Origin of the sequence: Streptococcus sp. F0441, assembly GCF_000314775.2 — a bacterium.
Classification (GTDB): Bacteria; Bacillota; Bacilli; order Lactobacillales; family Streptococcaceae; genus Streptococcus.
This window is the reverse complement of the sequence record NZ_KB373321.1, coordinates 1,950,530-1,967,213: the sequence shown is the minus strand read 5'-3', so window position 1 is coordinate 1,967,213 and position 16,684 is coordinate 1,950,530. Positions and strand designations below refer to the sequence as shown.

The 16,684-nt window shown below is 40.6% G+C and carries 16 protein-coding genes; all 16 read left to right on the top strand.

Annotated elements, in window-relative coordinates:
* Positions 1-21: 21 nt before the first annotated feature.
* The 16 genes from HMPREF9188_RS09750 (at position 22) to gap (ending at position 16,613) form a co-directional block, all read left to right on the top strand.
* Complete coding sequence (locus tag HMPREF9188_RS09750) at positions 22-609, top strand: class I SAM-dependent methyltransferase (RefSeq protein WP_009730774.1); 588 nt, start codon at positions 22-24, stop codon at positions 607-609.
* 60 nt (positions 610-669) lie between these two features.
* The gene (locus tag HMPREF9188_RS09745; protein ID WP_009730773.1) at positions 670-1,623 is read left to right on the top strand and encodes a class I SAM-dependent methyltransferase; all 954 of its coding nucleotides are present in this window, start codon (positions 670-672) and stop codon (positions 1,621-1,623) included.
* Between the two features lie 50 nt (positions 1,624-1,673).
* Complete coding sequence (locus HMPREF9188_RS09740) at positions 1,674-2,864, top strand: acetate kinase (RefSeq protein WP_009730772.1); 1,191 nt, start codon at positions 1,674-1,676, stop codon at positions 2,862-2,864.
* Between the two features lie 149 nt (positions 2,865-3,013).
* Positions 3,014-3,385 (top strand): ribonuclease P protein component, encoded by a 372-nt coding sequence (gene rnpA / locus HMPREF9188_RS09735; protein ID WP_000748120.1) that lies wholly within the window; start codon positions 3,014-3,016, stop codon positions 3,383-3,385.
* The gene (locus HMPREF9188_RS09730) at positions 3,360-4,187 is read left to right on the top strand and encodes a membrane protein insertase YidC (protein ID WP_164497116.1); all 828 of its coding nucleotides are present in this window, start codon (positions 3,360-3,362) and stop codon (positions 4,185-4,187) included. Before rnpA ends, HMPREF9188_RS09730 begins: the two co-directional genes overlap by 26 nt.
* Positions 4,188-4,201: 14 nt before the next feature.
* Positions 4,202-5,188, top strand: coding sequence for an RNA-binding cell elongation regulator Jag/EloR (jag, locus tag HMPREF9188_RS09725; RefSeq protein ID WP_000242594.1), 987 nt, complete (start codon positions 4,202-4,204; stop codon positions 5,186-5,188).
* Positions 5,189-5,243: 55 nt separating this feature from the next.
* Entirely contained in the window at positions 5,244-5,888 is a 645-nt protein-coding gene (locus HMPREF9188_RS09720; RefSeq protein ID WP_009730770.1) for a hypothetical protein, read from the top strand.
* 96 nt (positions 5,889-5,984) lie between these two features.
* Positions 5,985-7,961, top strand: coding sequence for a transketolase (gene tkt / locus HMPREF9188_RS09715; protein WP_009730769.1), 1,977 nt, complete (start codon positions 5,985-5,987; stop codon positions 7,959-7,961).
* 119 nt (positions 7,962-8,080) lie between these two features.
* Positions 8,081-8,401, top strand: coding sequence for a preprotein translocase subunit YajC (gene yajC, locus HMPREF9188_RS09710; protein ID WP_001069055.1), 321 nt, complete (start codon positions 8,081-8,083; stop codon positions 8,399-8,401).
* A 47-nt stretch (positions 8,402-8,448) separates the two neighbouring features.
* The gene (locus HMPREF9188_RS09705; RefSeq protein WP_009730768.1) at positions 8,449-8,892 is read left to right on the top strand and encodes a low molecular weight protein-tyrosine-phosphatase; all 444 of its coding nucleotides are present in this window, start codon (positions 8,449-8,451) and stop codon (positions 8,890-8,892) included.
* On the top strand, positions 8,879-9,292 hold the full coding sequence (locus HMPREF9188_RS09700; RefSeq protein ID WP_000413199.1) for an MORN repeat-containing protein: 414 nt from the start codon (positions 8,879-8,881) through the stop codon (positions 9,290-9,292). The genes HMPREF9188_RS09705 and HMPREF9188_RS09700 overlap by 14 nt, the downstream gene beginning before the upstream one ends.
* A 295-nt stretch (positions 9,293-9,587) precedes the next feature.
* Positions 9,588-12,239, top strand: a complete 2,652-nt coding sequence (gene adhE / locus HMPREF9188_RS09695; protein ID WP_009730767.1) for a bifunctional acetaldehyde-CoA/alcohol dehydrogenase — start codon at positions 9,588-9,590, stop codon at positions 12,237-12,239.
* Positions 12,240-12,363: 124 nt separating this feature from the next.
* A complete protein-coding gene (locus HMPREF9188_RS09690; protein WP_009730766.1) occupies positions 12,364-13,284 on the top strand; it encodes a helix-turn-helix domain-containing protein in 921 nt (306 codons plus the stop codon).
* Between the two features lie 187 nt (positions 13,285-13,471).
* Positions 13,472-14,155 carry an ABC transporter ATP-binding protein gene (locus HMPREF9188_RS09685; RefSeq protein WP_009730765.1) on the top strand — a complete coding sequence of 228 codons (684 nt, stop codon included), beginning with the start codon at positions 13,472-13,474 and terminating at the stop codon, positions 14,153-14,155.
* Positions 14,124-15,425: an ABC transporter permease gene (locus tag HMPREF9188_RS09680; protein WP_198006247.1), complete on the top strand. Its 1,302-nt coding sequence runs from the start codon at positions 14,124-14,126 to the stop codon at positions 15,423-15,425. The genes HMPREF9188_RS09685 and HMPREF9188_RS09680 overlap by 32 nt, the downstream gene beginning before the upstream one ends.
* Positions 15,426-15,602: 177 nt before the next feature.
* On the top strand, positions 15,603-16,613 hold the full coding sequence (gap, locus tag HMPREF9188_RS09675) for a type I glyceraldehyde-3-phosphate dehydrogenase (RefSeq protein WP_009730763.1): 1,011 nt from the start codon (positions 15,603-15,605) through the stop codon (positions 16,611-16,613).
* Positions 16,614-16,684 lie beyond the last annotated feature (71 nt).

Genomic DNA, 16,684 nt, shown 5'->3' with positions numbered 1-16,684 from the left:
TCTTTGTGTTACACTAAAAGCATGAAACACGATTTTAATCACAAAGCAGAAACCTTTGATTCGCCCAAAAATATCTTTCTTGCAAACTTGGTTTGTCAAGAAATTGAAAAACAGATTGCTCTTCTATCAGACAAGGAAATATTGGACTTTGGTGGTGGGACAGGTCTGTTAGCCTTGCCTCTAGCTAAGCAAGCCAAGTCTGTTACCCTTGTAGACATCTCAGAGAAAATGCTGGAGCAAGCCCGTTTGAAAGCAGAGCAACAAGACATCAAGAATATCCAGTTTTTGGAACAGGATTTACTGGTGAATCCTTTGGAGCAACAATTTGACCTGATTGTTGTCAGTCGAGTTCTTCATCATATGCCTGATCTAGATGCGACTCTTGCTATGTTTCACCATCATCTTAGGGAGAATGGACAAGTCCTCATCGCTGATTTTGTCAAGACAGCTACCAACCACCACGGCTTTGAGCTGACTGAACTGGAAAATAAGCTCGCCCAGTTTGGTTTTTCGAGCATTGATAGTCAGATTCTTTACAGTGCTGAAGACCTGTTTCAAGGAAATTACTCAGAACTCTTTTTTACAGTAGCCCCAAAATCACTCGCCTAGTCAGGGAGTGATTTTTCTATAAAGATGGAAAAAAGAAGGGAAATTTGATAAGATAGGAATATGGATTTTGAAAAAATTGAACAAGCTTATACCTATTTACTAGAGAATGTCCAAGTCATCCAAAGTGATTTGGCGACCAACTTTTATGACGCCCTGGTGGAGCAAAACAGCATTTATCTGGATGGTGAAACTGAGCTAAATCAGGTCAAGGAGAACAATCAGTCCCTTAAGCGTTTAGCGCTTCGCAAAGAAGAATGGCTCAAGACTTACCAGTTTCTCTTGATGAAGGCTGGGCAGACAGAGCCCCTACAGGCCAATCACCAGTTTACACCAGATGCCATTGCTTTACTTTTGGTGTTTATTGTGGAAGAATTGCTTAAAGAGGAGGAAATTACTATTCTCGAAATGGGTTCTGGGATGGGAATTCTAGGCGCTACTTTCTTGACCTCGCTTGATAAAAAGGTGGACTATTTGGGAACAGAAGTGGATGATTTGCTGATTGATTTGGCAGCTAGTATGGCAGATGTGATCGGTTTGCAGGCTGGTTTTGTTCAAGGAGACGCCGTTCGTCCGCAAATGCTTAAAGAAAGCGACGTGGTCATCAGTGACTTGCCTGTTGGCTATTACCCAGACGATGCCATCGCTTCGCGCTATCAAGTGTCTTCTAGTCAAGAGCATACCTATGCCCATCATTTGCTGATGGAACAAGGCCTCAAGTACCTTAAGTCAGATGGCTATGCTATTTTTCTAGCTCCGAGTGATTTATTGACCAGTCCTCAAAGTGACTTATTAAAAGGGTGGCTCAAAGACGAAGTGAGTCTGGCTGCTATCATCGCTCTGCCGGAGGATATTTTCTCAACTGCAAGCCAAGCTAAAAGTATTTTTGTCTTACAGAAGAAAAGAGACAAGGAAATAGAACCCTTTGTTTACCCTCTTACTAGCTTGCAAGATCCGTCAGTTTTGTTGGCCTTTAAAGAAAATTTTCAAAATTGGAGCAAAGGTACTGAAATATAAAAGAGATTTTGTTATAATAGATGAAAACGCTTAAAAAGAGGTATCATCTTATGACAAAAACAATTGCAATCAATGCAGGAAGCTCAAGCTTGAAATGGCAACTTTATCAAATGCCTGAAGAGAAAGTTTTGGCTAAAGGCTTGATTGAACGTATTGGATTGAAAGATTCAATTTCAACAGTAAAATTTGACGGTCGTTCGGAGCAACAAATTCTTGATATTGAAGACCATACACAAGCCGTTAAAATTTTATTGGATGACTTGATTCGTTTTGACATCATCAAAGGGTACGACGAGATTACAGGTGTCGGACACCGCGTCGTTGCAGGTGGTGAATATTTCAAGGAATCAACAGTTGTTGAGGGAGATGTGATAGAAAAAGTTGAGGAGTTGGGACTCTTGGCTCCTCTTCACAATCCAGCCAACGCAGCTGGAATTCGTGCATTTAAGGAATTGCTTCCAGATATTACCAGTGTTGTTGTATTTGATACTTCATTCCACACAACCATGCCAGAAAAGGCTTATCGCTACCCTCTACCAACTAAATACTACACAGAAAACAAGGTTCGTAAATACGGTGCCCACGGGACAAGCCACCAGTTTGTCGCAGGAGAAGCAGCGAAACTTTTGGGCCGTCCTCTAGAAGATTTGAAATTGATTACCTGCCATATTGGTAATGGGGCTTCTATCACAGCTGTTAAGGGCGGGAAGTCTGTAGATACTTCTATGGGATTCACACCACTTGGCGGTGTGATGATGGGAACTCGTACAGGAGATATTGACCCTGCTATCATCCCTTATCTCATGCAATATACAGAGGATTTCAATACCCCAGAAGATATTAGCCGCATTCTCAATCGTGAATCAGGGCTCATGGGAGTTTCTAGTCAGTCAAGCGATATGCGTGATGTGATTGCTGCCATGGAAGCAGGGGACCATGATGCGACTTTGGCTTATGAAATGTATGTTGATCGTATCCAAAAACATATCGGTCAGTACCTTGCAGTCCTAAATGGAGCAGATGCGATTATCTTCACAGCAGGTATCGGTGAAAATGCAGCAGATTTCCGTGAGGATGTCATTTCAGGTATCTCTTGGTTTGGTTGTGATGTAGATCCAGAAAAGAATGTCTTTGGTGTAACGGGAGACATCTCAACTGACGCAGCGAAAATCCGTGTCTTGGTTATTCCAACAGATGAAGAATTGGTGATTGCACGCGATGTTGAGCGCTTGAAAAAATAAGTAAATACACGTAAAATTTGATTGTGAAAAGAAGTTGGGAAAGAGATTTTCCAGCTTTTTTTATGTAGAAAATGTCTAAAACCTTGCTGTTATTGGCTTTTTCAAAAAATATGGTATAATAGTAGTAATTTAATAGATGGAGTTGAGTTTTGAAGAAAAGCTTTCGTGTAAAAAGAGAGAAAGATTTTAAGGCGATTTTCAAGGACGGAACGAGTTTTGCCAATCGAAAATTTGTTGTCTATCAATTGGAAAACCAGCAAAACCATTTTCGAGTAGGACTGTCCGTCAGCAAAAAGCTGGGGAATGCAGTTACCAGAAATCAAATTAAGAGACGAATCCGGCACATTCTACAAAGTGTAAAAGGGAGTTTAGTAGAGCATGTTGATTTTGTCGTGATTGCCCGAAAAGGGGTGGAAACCTTGGAATATGCAGAGATGGAGAAAAACCTACTCCACGTATTAAAGTTATCAAAGATTTACCAGGAAGGAAATGGGAGTGAAAAAGAAACTACAGTTGACTAGTTTGTTGGGCTTGTCCTTGTTTATCATGACAGCCTGTGCAACAAATGGTACAGCTAGCGATATAACAGCAGATTCGACAGATTTTTGGAGTAAATTCGTCTATTTTTTTGCTGAAATTATCCGCTTTTTGTCCTTTGACATTAGTATCGGAGTGGGGATTATCCTCTTCACAATCTTGATTCGGACGATTCTATTACCGGTCTTTCAGACACAGATGGTTGCCTCTAGAAAAATGCAAGAGGCTCAACCACGCATCAAGGCTTTGCGAGAGCAATATCCGGGTCGTGATATGGAAAGTAGAACCAAGCTAGACCAGGAGATGCGCAAGGTTTATAAAGAGTTAGGGATCAAGCATTCATCCTCTCTCTGGCCAATTTTAATACAAATGCCGGTCCTCTTGGCGCTCTTTCAAGCCTTGAGTCGAGTAGACTTTTTGAAAACAGGTCACTTTTTATGGATTAATTTGGGAGGAGTAGATACAAGTTTTGTTCTTCCGATTTTGGCGGCAGTCTTTACCTTCTTGAGTAGCTGGTTATCGAATAAAGCTTTGTCCGAAAAAAGTGGGGCTACGACAGGGATGATGTATGGTATGCCTGTATTGATCTTTGTTTTTGCCATCTCTGCCCCAAGTGGTGTAGCCTTGTACTGGGCTGTATCCAATGCTTATCAAGTTCTGCAAACCTATTTCTTGAACAATCCTTTCAAGATTATTGCTGAAAGAGAAGCAGTGGCACAAGCAGAAAAAGATTTAGAAGGTAAGAAGAGAAAAGCCTTGAAAAAAGCACAGAAAAAGAAAAAATAAGGAGGAATCTGGTAATGGTATTATTTACAGGTTCAACGGTTGAAGAAGCAATCCAAAAAGGATTGAAAGAATTAGACATTCCAAGAATGAAGGCCCACATCAAGGTCGTTTCAAAAGAGAAAAAAGGTTTCTTGGGCTTGTTTGGTAAGAAGCCAGCTCAAGTTGATATCGAAGCGATTAGTGAAACGACAGTGATCAAAGCCAATCAGCAGGCCGTCAAGGGTGTTCCTAAAGAAGTCAATGAAAAGAATGAACCAGTGAAGACCGTCAGCGAAGCAACAGTTGATTTGGGGCATGTAGTGGAAGTCATCAAGAAGATTGAAGAAGAAGGTCAAGGTGTTTCTGAAGAGGTCAAGGCTGAAATCCTGAAAAATGAAAAGCATGCTAGCACGATTTTGGAAGAAACAGGTCATATTTCAATTTTAAATGAACTTCAAGCAGAAGATGTTATTGAGGAAGTGGAATCTGCTCCGGAAAAAGAAACTGAAACGCAGGAAGCAGCAAGCCAATCGTTGGAAGACTTGGGCTTGAAAGTAGAGCCAAGTTATGATATCGAACAAGTGGCAACAGAAGTAGCTAGCTACGTTCAAACCATTGTGGATGATATGGATGTTGAAGGTACGATTTCGAGCGACTACAATCGCCGCACCATCAATCTTCAAATTGACACCAATGAACCAGGTCGTATTATCGGCTATCACGGAAAAGTCTTGAAAGCTCTTCAACTGTTAGCGCAAAATTACCTTTATAATCGCTATTCGAGAACTTTCTACATTACGATTAACGTCAATGATTATGTTGAACACCGTGCAGAAGTGTTACAAACCTATGCTCAAAAATTGGCGACTCGCGTTTTAGAAGAAGGACGTAGCCAACAAACAGATCCAATGTCAAATAGCGAACGCAAGATAATCCATCGCATTATTTCACGCATGGATGGCGTGACGAGTTATTCTGAAGGTGACGAGCCAAATCGCTATGTTGTCGTGGATGCAGAATAAGCAAAGTAAAATCAGGTTCATCCTGATTTTTTGCTAGGAAAGGAAAGATTCAGATATGCTGAAAGCAGTTAGAGAATACCTATCATTTGCAGGGGTCCAGTACCGTAATCCTGATAAAGCGGGAGAAGAGCGAGAGAAGATGCTGGAATTGCGTCACAAAGGCCAAGAGGCTCGAAAAACTTTCACAGAATTGGCCAAAACCTTTCAAGCAAGTCATCCAGAATGGAAACTGCAACAGACTAGTCAGTGGATGAACCAAGCGCAACGCTTGCGGCCGCATTTCTGGGCCTATCTACAGAGAGACGGACAAGTGACAGAACCTATGATGGCTCTTCGTTTGTATGGAACACCTGCTGACTTTGGGATTTCTTTGGAAGTTAGTTTCATCGAGCGAAAGAAAGATGAACAGACCTTAGACAAGCAAGCCAAGGTTTTAGAGCTTCCAGCGGTAGAAGGAATTTATTATCTAGTCTACTCAAATGGAGAAAGTCATAAGGTGGAGGCTACTGAGGAGAATCGCCGTACTTTACGAGAGAAGCTGAGAAATCAAGAAGTTCGTAAAGTCTTAGTCAAGTCAGATGTTTCCTTCATTGAAAATCAGTCAGTAGAAGCGATATTGGAGGAGCTAGAAGACGCTTATACTCGCTTGCTCCCGTACTATGAAGTGACGAGGGAATGGAAAATCAAATGTGTTAGATGAACGCAAATTGTTTTATTGCTATTCTATGCATTTTTTCATATAATAGAAAAATAGGATGTGTGATTCATTAATCACCTCAAAGAGAAAGGAAATTCTATGTCAAATCTATCTGTTAATGCAATTCGTTTTCTAGGTATTGACGCCATTAACAAAGCAAACTCAGGTCACCCAGGGGTGGTTATGGGGGCTGCTCCAATGGCCTATAGCCTCTTTACAAAACAACTTCGTATCAATCCTGCTCAACCAAACTGGATCAACCGCGACCGCTTTATTCTTTCAGCAGGACACGGATCTATGCTTCTCTATGCCCTTCTTCACCTTTCTGGTTTTGAAGATGTTAGCATGGATGAAATCAAGAGTTTCCGCCAATGGGGTTCTAAAACACCTGGTCACCCAGAATTTGGCCATACAGCAGGGGTTGACGCTACAACTGGTCCTCTAGGACAAGGGATTTCTACTGCTACTGGTTTTGCCCAAGCAGAACGTTTCTTAGCAGCCAAGTATAACCGCGAAGGTTTCAATATCTTTGACCACTATACTTATGTGATCTGTGGAGACGGAGATTTAATGGAAGGTGTCTCAAGTGAGGCAGCTTCATACGCAGGCTTGCAAAAACTCGACAAGTTGGTGGTTCTTTATGATTCAAATGACATCAACTTGGATGGTGAGACAAAAGATTCCTTCACAGAAAGTGTTCGTGACCGTTACAAAGCTTACGGTTGGCATACAGCCTTGGTTGATGATGGAACAGACTTGGAAGCTATCCATGCCGCTATCGAAGCAGCTAAAGCTTCAGGCAAACCATCTTTGATTGAAGTGAAGACTGTGATTGGATACGGTTCTCCAAACAAACAAGGAACTAATGCGGTACACGGTGCTCCTCTTGGAGCAGATGAAACTGCGGCTACTCGCCAAGCTCTTGGTTGGGAATATGAACCATTTGAAATTCCAGAGCAAGTTTATGCTGATTTCAAGGAAAATGTTGCAGACCGTGGTGCATCAGCTTATCAAACTTGGACTAAATTAGTTGCTGACTATAAAGAGGCTCATCCAGAACTGGCTGCAGAAGTAGAAGCCGTTATCGACGGACGTGATCCAGTTGAGGTGACTCCAGCAGACTTCCCAGCCTTAGAAAATGGATTTTCTCAAGCAACCCGTAACTCAAGTCAAGATGCTTTGAACGTTGTCGCTGCCAAGTTGCCAACTTTCCTAGGTGGATCAGCTGACCTTGCTCACTCAAACATGACTTATATCAAAACGGATGGACTTCAAGACGACGCTAATCGCTTGAACCGCAACATTCAGTTTGGTGTTCGTGAATTTGCAATGGGAACGATCTTGAACGGGATGGCTCTTCATGGTGGACTTCGTGTATACGGTGGTACTTTCTTTGTCTTCTCTGACTATGTGAAAGCAGCTGTCCGTTTGTCAGCCTTGCAAGGACTTCCTGTGACTTATGTCTTTACCCACGATTCGATCGCAGTTGGTGAAGATGGTCCAACTCACGAACCAGTTGAACACTTAGCAGGTCTGCGTGCTATGCCAAATCTCAATGTTTTCCGCCCAGCAGATGCGCGTGAAACTCAAGCGGCTTGGTACCTTGCTGTGACAAGCGAAAAAACACCAACTGCCCTTGTCTTGACACGTCAAAACTTGACTGTTGAAGAGGGAACAGACTTTGACAAAGTTGCGAAAGGTGCCTATGTTGTCTATGAAAATGCAGCTGACTTTGATACGATATTGATTGCAACAGGTTCAGAGGTGAATCTCGCTGTCGCAGCTGCCAAAGAATTGGCTAGTCAAGGCGCAAAAGTCCGTGTAGTCAGCATGCCATCTACAGATGTCTTTGACGCACAAGATGCAGCTTACAAGGAAGAAATCCTTCCAAATGCAGTCCGCCGTCGTGTTGCAGTCGAAATGGGTGCAACTCAAAACTGGTACAAATATGTTGGTCTTGATGGTGCAGTTCTCGGTATTGATACCTTTGGAGCATCTGCCCCAGCACCAAAAGTATTGGCAGAGTACGGATTTACAGTTGAAAATCTAGTCAAAGTCGTTCAAAACTTGAAATAATCGCAGAAAAATCAGAGTAAAAACTCTGATTTTTTTATTGCCATAAAACAAGGCACAACCTTGTAAAAGTAGCTGAAATTTGATATAGTAGTCCTATGTAAAAGACAAAGGAGAAAACAATGAATCCAAATATTACTTTTTTAATCATGCTTGTAGGTATGATGGCCTTGATGTTCTTTATGCAACGCTCTCAAAAGAAACAAGCTCAAAAGCGTATGGAAAGCTTAAATAAACTTCAAAAAGGCTATGAAGTTATTACAATTGGCGGCCTTTACGGAACAGTGGATGAAGTAGACACTGAGAAGAGAACAATCGTACTTGATGTAGATGGCGTTTATTTGACTTTTGAATTGGCTGCTATCAAGACAGTGTTGCCACTCAAAGAGGCTGTGACACCAGAAGGAACAGTTGTTGACGAAGGCGGAGCAATCGAAGAATAAAACGGGACCTGTCACTCCCGTTTTTCTATGAAGTGAGAGGAAAAGGGATGAGAAAAATAGTATTTGTTTGCCTAGGAAACATCTGCCGTAGCCCCATGGCAGAGTTTGTGATGAAATCCATGACGAGTGATTACCAGATTGAGAGTCGTGCGACTTCGGCTTGGGAACATGGTAATCTGATTCATAAGGGAACGCAGGGGATTTTCCAGCAGTATCAGATTCCTTATGACAAAGACAAAACATCACTCCAGATTCGTAGAGAAAATTTTGAATCGTTTGATTACATTATCGGTATGGATGCTTCAAACGTTTCAGATCTGCGTCAAATGTGTCCTCAGGAATTGCAGCATAAGATCTACCCTTTTGCATTTGAAAGTGTTCCAGATCCTTGGTATACAGGAGATTTTGAGGAAACCTATGCTCGTATCACAAGTGGATGTAAAAGCTGGCTAGATCGATTAGAAAATGAGAGTGACAATGGAAAAGCTTAAACAAATCTATGAAAAGTATAGAGTTTACCTAACTCGCCCTAGGCTAGAGTTCATTGCAGTAGTCGTAATTGCACTCTGTGCCCTTTCGGTATTTCTACTAAATACACCCAAAAAGGGTGTCCTGACACTTGATGGTGGTGCACTTGTTTATGATGGTACCCTGGTGCGAGGGAAAATGAATGGTCAGGGGACCATGACCTTTGAAAATGGGGACCAATATACAGGTGATTTCAATAATGGAGCCTTTAATGGAAAAGGAACGTTCCAATCAAAAGATGGCTGGAAATACGAAGGTGATTTTGTAAATGGCCAGGCTGAAGGTCAAGGAAAGTTGACGACAGAGCAAGAAGTTGTCTATGAAGGAACCTTTAAACAAGGCGTTTTCCAACAAAAACAGTAGTCTCCAGATGAGGAGGCTATTTTTAAAAGCAAGAAAGAAAGCGCTCTCTTTGATTAAATTCGGTAAATAACTATCAACTAGAAAAACTTTGTGAAATAAAAAAATATTTTTCATAATTTCACAATCATCCAGATAAAACTCTATTGCATAGGTAGGTTGAGAAAAATCTCACAAACTTAGGAAATTTCTTTGTGAAATGCTTATGAAACTGTTTACAAAGCATAAAAAAAGAGTTATAATGAACTTGTGAAAAAATTAACAAAGGATAACATCCTTAAAGGCTATGGAGGATAATATGGCTGATAAAAAAACAGTAACACCAGAGGAAAAACAACTTGCTGCTGAAAAGCATGTCGACGGTCTCGTGAAAAAAGCCTTGGTTGCGCTTGATGAAATGCGCAAGTTGAACCAAGAGCAAGTTGACTACATCGTAGCAAAAGCGTCTGTTGCAGCACTTGATGCGCACGGTATCCTTGCACAACACGCAGTTGAAGAAACTGGTCGTGGTGTGTTTGAAGATAAGGCGACAAAAAATCTATTTGCCTGTGAACACGTAGTGAACAATATGCGTGGAGTTAAAACAGCTGGAGTTATCGAAGATGATCCAATTACAGGTTTGACGAAGATTGCGGAGCCGGTCGGAGTTATTTGTGGTATCACTCCAACAACAAACCCAACTTCAACAGCGATTTTCAAATCATTGATTGCTTTGAAGACACGTAACCCAATTGTTTTCGCTTTCCATCCATCAGCTCAAGAATCTTCTGCTCATGCTGCACAAATCGTTCGTGATGCAGCGATTGCAGCTGGTGCTCCTGAAAACTGTGTTCAATGGATTACAAAGCCATCTATGGAAGCAACTGGGGCACTTATGAACCATGAAGGTGTTGCGACTATCCTCGCAACTGGTGGGAATGCCATGGTTAAAGCTGCATACTCATGTGGAAAACCAGCTCTTGGGGTAGGTGCCGGAAACGTTCCTGCCTATGTAGAAAAATCTGCTGACCTTCGTCAAGCTGCTCATGACATCGTTATGTCAAAATCATTTGATAATGGGATGGTCTGTGCATCAGAACAAGCCGTTATCATTGATAAAGAAGTGTATGACGAATTTGTAGAAGAATTCAAATCATACCATACTTACTTTGTAAACAAGAAAGAAAAAGCACTTCTTGAAGAATTCTGTTTCGGCGTGAAAGCAAACAGCAAAAACTGTGCAGGTGCTAAACTAAACGCAAACATCGTTGGAAAACCAGCAGCATGGATTGCTGAACAAGCAGGATTTAGCGTTCCAGAAGGAACAAACATCTTGGCTGCAGAATGTGCAGAAGTAGGACCAAAAGAACCATTGACTCGTGAAAAATTGTCACCAGTTATCGCTGTCCTAAAAGCTGAAGATACAGAAGACGGTCTTAAAAAAGCTCGTCAAATGGTTGAGTTTAACGGACTTGGTCACTCAGCAGCTATCCATACAAAAGACGAAGCTCTTGTTAAACGCTTTGGTACAGAAATCAAAGCAATGCGTATTATCTGGAACTCTCCATCTACTTTCGGTGGTATCGGTGACGTATACAATGCCTTCATCCCATCATTGACACTTGGATGTGGTTCATATGGACACAACTCAGTCGGTGATAACGTGAGTGCGATCAACCTTCTAAACATCAAGAAAGTAGGGAAACGTAGAAATAATATGCAATGGTTTAAAGTTCCTTCAAAAATTTACTTCGAACGCAATTCTATCCAATACCTTCAAACTTGCGAAGGTATCGAACGTGTCATGATTGTTACCGATAAATCAATTGAAAAACTCGGTTTTGTACAACGTGTGATTGACCAATTGAATCTTCGTAAAAACAAAGTCACGATTCAAGTCTTCTCAGATGTTGAACCAGATCCAGATATCACAACAGTTCGTCGTGGTGTTGAAGTAATGCGTTCGTTTGAACCAGACACTATCATTGCCCTTGGTGGTGGTTCACCAATGGATGCAGCTAAAGGTATGTGGATGTTCTATGAACAGCCAGACGTTGACTTCGGTGACCTCGTTCAAAAATTCATGGATATCCGCAAACGTGCCTTCAAATTCCCATCACTTGGTAAGAAAGCACAATATATCGGTATTCCAACAACATCTGGTACAGGTTCAGAAGTAACACCGTTTGCAGTTATCTCTGACAAGGCAAACAACCGGAAATACCCAATCACTGACTACGCTTTGACACCAACCATTGCAATTGTTGACCCTGCTTTGGTAGAATCTGTTCCAGCATTTATTGCTGCTGACACAGGTATGGATGTCTTGACACACGCAACTGAAGCTTATACTTCTAACTTTGCTAATGACTATACAGATGGTATTGCTCTTCAAACCATCAAGTTAGTCTTCAAATACTTGGAGAAATCTGTAAAAACAGCTGACCCAGAAGCCCGTGAAAAGATGCATAATGCCTCTACAATGGCTGGTATGGCCTTTGCAAATGCCTTCCTTGGAATGAGTCACTCAATGGCGCATAAGATTGGTGCTGTTCACCACACCATTCACGGACGTACAAATGCAATCTTGCTTCCATACGTTATCCGTTACAACGGAACTCGTCCATCTAAAACTACAACATGGCCTAAGTACAATTACTGGAAAGCTGATGAAAAATTCCAAGATATTGCTCGTATGCTAGGTCTTCCTTGCTCAACACCAGAAGAAGCAGTTGAAGCATACGCTAAAGCTGTTTACGAACTTGGTGTTGCAGTAGGTATCAAGATGAACTTCAAGGATCAAGGAATTGATGAAAAAGCTTGGAAAGACAGCTTGCATGAAATTGCCTTACTTGCTTACGAAGACCAATGTTCACCTGCAAACCCACGCTTGCCAATGGTAGCTGACATGGAAGAAATCATGGCAGATGCTTACTATGGTTATGCAGAACGACCAGGACGTCGCAAATAATTGTTTATCAGCCTAGAGGCAGGAGTTATCCTGTCTCTTTTTTTGTACATTTTCTTGAAAAATGTTATAATAAGCGCATATAGTTATTTGAATATCAAAGTTTTTGAAAAGATTCGAGAGGTAAATGAGAGAAGTGAATGATTTAGGGGAAAAGGTAAGACTCCTTAGAGAGGAGAAGGGTCTTAGTCGTCCAGTTTTTTGTGGAGATGAGTCAGAGTTATCCGTTCGTCAGTTGGTACGCATTGAAAAAGGAGAATTTCGTCCTACTATAAAAACACTAGAATACATTGCAGATAGGCTAGACATCCCATCCTATGTCTTGATGCCAGACTATAAGGAATTACCGAAGCGTTATCAAGAATTAAAGTACTTTCTTCTTCATCATCCTGACTATGGAGACAAAGAGTTGCAGGAACGAAAGGAAGAATATTTTGATGAGATTTTTGAATGTTTTTATGATGATTTGCCACGTGATGAGAAAGTGATAGTGGATTGTCTTCAAGCTATAGATGAGGTGAGGGCGACTAGTAATTCCTTATACGGAAGTAGTGTGATTGAGGGCGGTCTTCAAGACTTACTATCCAGAGATGTATATAAAGCCGAGGACTTTTTGAAATTGAGACTGTATTTCAACTGTCAGTTAATGGATGGTTTAAATGTGGGTGAGATAAAAAAATCTGAGCATGAAACCATTCTTTGTTTTCATGACAAACTAATTTCTCAGGTTGATAAGATAGAGTTCGATTGTTTGGACTTGCTTAGAGATTCCTTGTTAGCTTCTTTAGCTTGTATAGAAATTATGGGGCTGTTTCATTATTTTAAGAGAGCAGTTGAGACCTTAAATAAAATAGGACAGAAAACACGAGATTTTCAAAAACAACCAATTGTCTTGATGGTGGAGTGGAAATATTATATTCAGATGGATTATGAAACAGCCAAACAAAAGTATGAAGAAGCAAAAATGATGGCAAGGATGTTTGGTAATGAGCAGTTACTCATTAGTTTAGATAATGAATGGGCCGAGGATCTAGAAAGATATCTTTAAATGCTTTATAGGAGTGACATTTCTGTCATTGGAGGAATGTCGCTTTTTTGTTACAATGAATTCTAAAAAAGAGAACGGAATTGCTTGTTTCTTTTGAATCTGATTTTGTTAAATATAATTTATATTGGTACTGTTTATTTTAGTTTGTATCAGTACACGATATTACAAGTGATTAAAGGAGATTATAATGTCCATTTTATCCATGAAAAATATTTCAAAATATTACGCTTTGGACGGCAAACATAAAGAGCAGGCTCTAAGAAATATTAACCTGCAGATTGCTGAGGGGAAAATTACAGCGATTTATGGTCCGTCAGGCTGTGGCAAAACCAGTCTATTAAATATTATCAGCGGTTTAGATAGAGAGTACGAGGGAGTTTTAGATTTTAAAGGGGAGTCTCTCAGAGAACTATCGGAGATTGAATTGACTCAATTTCGCAAAGACAACATTGGGTTTGTCTTTCAAAATTTCAATCTCATCCCCCATCAATCTGTTCTGGATAATGTCAAGTTGCCTCTCTATGTCAAAGATTTATCGGATAAAGAAATGACAAGGATCGCTCAGGAGCAACTTCATAGTTTAGGGATGGAGCCTTTTATAGCTAAGAATGTAAAACAGCTTTCTGGCGGGCAAAAGCAACGTGTAGCCATTGCACGTGCTTTGGTAAATCAACCAGATATGATTGTAGCTGATGAGCCAACTGGGTCACTCGATTCTCAATCTCAGGAGATGGTTTTGGAAGTGTTCAAAAATTTGGCCCAAGCCGGGAAAACAGTACTGATTGTTACTCATAACCCAGAGGTTACTGAATATGCAGATGTGATTATCAAAATGAAGGATGGTGAAGTCGTTGAAGAAGTCAAAAAATAAAGGATTGTCCTTTAAAAACAAATTCAAACTTTCTTTAAGTAACTTTATGGAAAGAAAATGGCGTAACTTACTGATTGCAGTAGCGACCTCGATTGGTTTTGTAGGTGTATTGGTTTCGTTTGGGCTAGGAAATGCCTTGATTTCGATGATTGATGAAAATACCAACGGGGGGAAGCTCCCTTCTCAAGTTCAGATTGCGCTGAATTCTAGTGCTGCTGGCAGAGGTTTTTTGAACCAAGATGATAAGGACTATATCGTGGATACGATTGGGAAAGAAAATATTAAATATCTAGAAAGTCCTTTTGGCATGACCATGTCAAAAATTAGCATAGACGGACACGAAGTAGATTTTAGCCAAGCCATGCCGTCTTATGCTCAAGTCGTGAGTTTGTATGAAGACACAAGTATTTCTGTTAGTAGCAATGAAAAAGAAAAAGTGCTAGCAGGCTCCCTTTATACGGATGTTAACGAACAAGGATTGACGATTCCGATGAGTTTGCTCAAAAATTGGAACGAACAAACAGGAAACAATCTGACGGCTAGTGATGTTATTGGAAAACCAGTATCGGCAACCATTGTAGAAAATGCTGCTGAAGGTAGCAAGTTGGCAGGTTTTCAAACTTATATTGTGCGTGTCATCAATGACGAAGATGATGCAGAGGATAGCAATAGTTTCATGTCTTCCAACCAGATGGAAACGATTTTAAAAGAAGCTGAATTCACAAAGGCTGTATCCTATTTTATTTTGGAGCTTAAAGACCCATCTCGTACGAAAACAGTAATAGAAGAATTGCAGAAAAATAAAAAGTATACAGTTCTTTCTCAACAGGCCGTTCTTGATATTGTGATTACCTTTATTCGTGTCATTCAGGGATTGCTGATTGTACTTTCTTCACAAGCGATTGTGGTGGCAGCAGTTATGATAGGCATCATCATTTATATCAATATCATGCAACGTTCTAAGGAAATCGGTGTCATGAAGGCTGTTGGCTATCAAAATAGAGATGTGAAAGGAATCTTTATCTACGAAGCTCTTTGGATTGTAGGAATTGCCTTGTTTATAGCTTTCATCATTGCTCAAGGGATAGGAAGTCTAGCGAATGTTATTGTTCACCATTTCTATCCATCAATCTCTAAAGTTTTTGAATTAAATCTTCTCTCTATTTTAGGGACATTCATTTTTGCTTTGTTTCTTGGCTATATTTCTGCCTTCTTCCCAGCACGTAAGATTAGCAAAATGGATCCAGTGGAATCCTTACGCTATGAGTAGAGAAAGAAATTACAGAGGCATCCTATCAAAAAGAAACTGACATAGAAAATCAAGGTCAGCACTTGCAATTAAGCTCAAATAGTTATATAATAGGTTCGTTGAAAGGTGATTTGTAGTGATCCAAGTTACTCTTTTCACAATAAAATTTTCAGGATTTTCATAAGGAGGAAATCACTAATGGTAGTTAAAGTTGGTATTAACGGTTTCGGACGTATCGGTCGTCTTGCTTTCCGCCGTATCCAAAACGTAGAAGGTGTTGAAGTTACTCGCATCAACGACCTTACAGATCCAGTGATGCTTGCACACTTGTTGAAATACGATACAACTCAAGGTCGTTTCGACGGTACTGTAGAAGTTAAAGAAGGCGGATTTGAAGTTAACGGTAAATTCGTTAAAGTTTCTGCTGAACGTGATCCAGAACAAATCGACTGGGCTAACGACGGTGTAGAAATCGTTCTTGAAGCAACTGGTTTCTTTGCTACTAAAGCAGCTGCTGAAAAACACTTGCACGCTGGTGGTGCTAAGAAAGTTGTTATCACTGCTCCTGGTGGATCAGATGTTAAAACAGTTGTATTTAACACTAACCACGATATTCTTGATGGTACTGAAACAGTTATCTCAGGTGCTTCATGTACTACAAACTGTTTGGCTCCAATGGCTAAAGCTCTTCATGACAACTTCGGTATCGTTGAAGGTTTGATGACTACTATCCACGGTTACACTGGTGACCAAATGGTTCTTGATGGACCACACCGTAAAGGTGACCTTCGCCGTGCTCGTGCTGCTGCAGCTAACATCGTTCCTAACTCAACTGGTGCTGCTAAAGCAATCGGTTTGGTTATCCCTGAATTGAACGGTAAATTGGACGGAGCTGCTCAACGTGTTCCTGTTCCAACAGGTTCTGTAACTGAATTGGTAGCAGTTCTTGAAAAGAACGTTACTGTTGATGAAGTAAACGCAGCTATGAAAGCAGCTTCTAACGAATCATACGGTTACACTGAAGATCCAATCGTATCTTCTGATATCGTAGGTATGTCATTCGGTTCATTGTTTGACGCAACTCAAACTAAAGTTCTTGACGTTGACGGTAAACAATTGGTTAAAGTTGTTTCATGGTATGACAACGAAATGTCTTACACTTCACAACTTGTTCGTACTCTTGAATACTTTGCAAAAATCGCTAAATAATTCTTGAGTCGATAAAAAAGCAAGGCTTTCTGGCCTTGCTTTTTTGTATAGATAAAAGAATAGATGATAAT